This is a genomic window from Streptomyces sp. NPDC052036 (genome assembly GCF_040680495.1).
Lineage (GTDB): Bacteria > Actinomycetota > Actinomycetes > Streptomycetales > Streptomycetaceae > Streptomyces.
Window position 1 is genome coordinate 1 of record NZ_JBFAWW010000098.1, and the last position, 4,304, is coordinate 4,304.

Genomic DNA, 4,304 nt, shown 5'->3' on the forward strand with positions numbered 1-4,304 from the left:
TCCACGGTCGACGAGGTCGGTGAGGAGGCCGCCGCCGGCGTGTCCTCGATCGGCCGTCCGATCGCCAACACTCAGGTGTACGTCCTGGACGCGGGCGTGAGCCTGGTACCGCTGGGTGTCGCGGGTGAGCTGTATGTCGCGGGTGCGGGTCTGGCGCGGGGGTATCTGAACCGTCCGGGGCTGACGGCGGAACGTTTCGTTGCCGATCCGTTCGGTGCTCCGGGTTCGCGTATGTATCGGACCGGGGACCTGGTGCGGTGGAGTGCGGCCGCCGAGATCGAGTACCTCGGCCGCGTTGATGATCAGGTGAAGGTGCGGGGTTTCCGTATCGAGCTGGGTGAGATCGAGTCGGTGCTGGCTGGGCACCCGGACGTTGCCCAGGCCGCGGTGATCGTGCGGGAGAACCGCCCTGGCGACAAGCGGCTGGTCGGGTACGTCGTCCCCGCAGGCGAGGCGGTGCTCGACCCGCAAGCCCTGCGTGCGCATGTGGCGACGATGGTGCCGGAGTACATGGTTCCCTCGGCGGTCATGGTGCTGGACGCGCTGCCGCTGACGCCGAACGGGAAACTCAATCGTCGGGCCCTGCCCGCGCCCGAGTTCACGGCCGGCACGACCGGACGTGCCCCGCGCACCCCGCAGGAGAAGCAGCTGTGCGAGCTGTTCGCAGAGGTACTCAAGGTCGACGGTGTCGGCATCGATGACAATTTCTTCGAGCTGGGCGGCGACAGCATTCTGGCGATCCAGGTGGTGCGCCGGGCGCGGCAGGCTGGACTGAGCATCACACCCAAAGACGTGTACCAGCTGCGGAACGTCCGTGCTCTTGCATCGGTGGCGCAGGTACTCGCGGATGAGGGTGCGGCCGCGGAGGCCGCGAATGCGGGGATCGGGGAGTTGCCGCCGACTCCGATGATGTACCGACTGCTCGAGACCGGCCGACCGATCGACCACTTCCACCAGGCGATGGTCTTACGGACCCCCGCTGGCCTGACCCTTGAGGGTCTGCGAGCGGGTCTGGGGGCGGTGGTGGCGCTGCACGACGCGCTGCGGCTGCGTGCCGGACAGGCGGAAGACGACACGACAACGTTATGTGTACAGGGGCCTGACGCAGTCGATGCCGCCGCCCGGATCCGCCGGATCGATGTCGGCGGACTGGCGGATGAAGACGTAGCGGCACTGGTACGCAGCGAACGTGAGCGTACTGCTGAGCGGCTGGAGCTTCGCACCGGTGTGGCGTTCGCGCTCACGTGGTTCGACGCAGGGCCGCTGCGACAGGGACGGCTGCTGTGGGTCGTTCACCGCCTGGCAGTGGACCGGGTGTCCTGGCGGATCCTGCTGTCGGACCTGGCTGCCGCGTGCGCCGCCGCCATGGCCGGCGTGACACCCATGCTGACCCGTCCGGTCACCCTCTTCCGCACTTGGGCGCATCGCCTGGGGGAACTGGCCCAGGAGGACGAGCGGCTGGTCGGTCTGCCTAGCTGGACCGAGGCACTGAAGGCCGGTGAGCACTGTCTCGGGTCTGGTGAGCACGGCCTGCGGTCCAGCACTTCCGACCTCACCCGAGACACCCCCGCAGCCCGTGCCAGCACGACGCTCTGTCTGCCCGAAGCGGAGACAGCCGCTCTGCTGACGACTGTACCGGCCGCGTTCCATGCCACTGTCGAGGAAGCACTGCTTGCCGGGCTGACCCTGGCGGTGGCGGACTGGTGCCTGCGCCACGGTCTGGGCCAGGGCACGGCCGTACTGCTGGACGTGGAAGGAAGCGGCCGCGACAGCCTGCCTGAGCCCGCTGATCTGTCCGCGACGGTGGGCTGCTTCACGACCGTCTGTCCGATGCTGCTCGACCCCGGCGAGGTCGACTGGAAGGACGTCTGGGCCGGCGGGGCCAACATGGGGCGAGCCGTCAAGTGGATCAAGGAGCAGGTACGCGAGTACGCCGAGAACGGTACCGTCTACGGCCTGCTGCGCCACCTGGGCCCGCATACCCAGGCCGCGCCGGTCCACCTGCCCACGCCTCAACTCCGCTTCGGCTACTTCGGTGCCGTCGACGCCGTCGGCGCCGACGGCAGCGACTGGACGACCGAACCCGGATGGGGCCTGTCCGGCGAGGACCAGGCCGAAAGGGACGTGGACTACGCCATCGAGATCAGCGCCGTCACCGAGAACGGCCCCGACGGCGCCCGCCTCACCGTCCGCTGGACCTGGCCCGAGGGCCACTTCTCCGACACAACCATGCGCGACCTGGCCGATACCTGGGTCCGCGCCATGACAGCGCTCACCGCACATGCGCAGCGCCCCGATGCGGGCGGCCGTACGCCGTCCGACCTTTCCCTGGTGCATCTCAGCCAGAGCGAAATCGACGACTTCGAAAGCGAACTTGACTCCGAGTGGGGGACCTGGTGACCGGCCGGCCGCGTATCCAAGACATTCTGCCTCTGTCCCCGTTCCAGGAGGGTCTGCTCTTCCACTCCCTCTTCGACCCCACCGACACGGACGTATACACCGTCCAGTGGGCGTTCGATCTCAAGGGCACGCTGGACGCCGCGGCGCTGCGAGCAGCGGCCGAGACAGTGCTGCGGCGACACCCGAACCTGCGTGCCTCGTTCCGGCAGCGGAAGTCCGGCGAACCCGTCCAGGTGATCCCCACCGAAGTACCCCTGCCTTGGCAGGAGATCGACCTCAGTGCACAGGGGCGGGAGGAAGCGGAGCGCGCGGCGGCGCGGCTGCTGGTCGAGGACCGCACCACGCGCTTCGACCCTGCCCGGCCGCCCTTGCTCCGGTTCACTCTGATCCGGCTCGCGTCGGACCTGCACCGCTTGGTCTTCATCAACCATCACCTCATCCTCGACGGTTGGTCGATGCCGCTGTTCATGCGGGAGCTCTTCACCCTGTACATGAACCGCTGCGACGAGTCGGCGCTGCCGCAGGTGACGCCGTACCGTGACTTCCTGGCTCACCTCGCGAACCAGGACCGTGAGGCCGGGCGCAAGGCGTGGAGCGCGGTCCTCGCCGATCTGGACGGGGAGACCCTGGTCGCCCCGGGCGCTACCCGCCAGGGTTCAACCGTGCCCGAGCGCGTCCACGCCGAATTGTCGGCTGAGGAAACCGCTGCCCTGGTCCAGCAGATGCGTACCTGCGGCCTGACGCTGAACACTGCGATCCAAGGTGCCTGGGGCATCATCCTCAGCCGGCTCACCGGGCGCGACGACGTCACCTTCGGCGCCACGGTCTCAGGCCGCTCCCCGGAGCTGGCCGGCGCGGCCACGATGATCGGCATGCTCATCAACACGGTCCCGGTACGCATGCGGGTCGTGCCCTCGGAATCCCTCCTGGTCGGACTTCAGCACCTCCAGGACGCCCAGGCGCAGCTGCTCCAGCACCATCACTTCGGCCTGTCCGAACTGCACGGCATGGCCGGGACGAAGGAGCTGTTCGACACCTGCATCGTCTTCGAGAACTACCCCGTTGACCCGCAGTCCCTCGACCTGACGGGTGCCGGGCTGCACGTCGCGTCCATGGAGGTGAAGGATGCCGCGCATTACCCCCTTCGTCTTGTCGTAGTCCCCGGGGAGCGCCTCCGGATGTGGCTGGACTACCGCCCCGACCTGTTCGATCAGGCGACCGCCGAGCGCATCGTGGGATGGCTGCTGCGCCTGCTCGAGGAAGTGCGGGTGGACCCGAGCCTTCCGGTGGGCCGGGCGGAGATGGTGGATCCGGCAGAGCGCGCTCTAGTGCTGGAGGAGTGGAACGACACTGCTGCTGTGGTGGCGGACGGCACGCTGCCGGTGTTGTTCGAGGAGCAGGTGGTGCAGACTCCGGACGCCACGGCGGTGGTCTTCGACGGCATCGAGCTGTCGTATCGCGAGGTGAATGAGCGGGCGAACCGTCTGGCGCGGCTGTTGGTCGGGCAGGGGGCGGGTCCGGAGCGGTTCGTTGCTGTTGCTCTGCCGCGGTCGGCGGATCTGGTGGTGGCGTTGTTGGCGGTGGTGAAGACGGGTGCGGCGTATGTGCCCGTCGACCCGGACTACCCGGCCGACCGCATCGCCTACATCCTCGACGACGCTCACCCGATGTGCGTGATTGCCGGCTTCGGCGCGGAAGGCGTGCTGCCGACGGACACTCCCCAGATCCGGCTGGATGACCCGGCGGTGCAGGCCAGGTTGTCCGTGCTGGGTCGGGAGAACCTCACGGACGCGGATCGTCTGGGGGCGTTGGATGCGGGCTTGCCGGCGTATGTGATTTATACGTCGGGTTCGACGGGTCGTCCGAAGGGTGTGGTGGTTGAGCACCGGGGGATTGTGAACCGG

At 68.3% G+C, this 4,304-nt stretch carries 2 protein-coding genes; both read left to right on the forward strand.

All coding sequences use genetic code 11. The annotated features are described in order from the left end of the window. The coding region (locus AB0L95_RS41795; protein ID WP_365171861.1) for a condensation domain-containing protein at positions 1-2,400 on the forward strand (2,400 nt) is incomplete at its 5' end. Beyond that, positions 2,397-4,304: condensation domain-containing protein (locus AB0L95_RS41800; protein WP_365171863.1), on the forward strand; the 1,908-nt coding region annotated here is incomplete at its 3' end. The genes AB0L95_RS41795 and AB0L95_RS41800, both read left to right, overlap by 4 nt.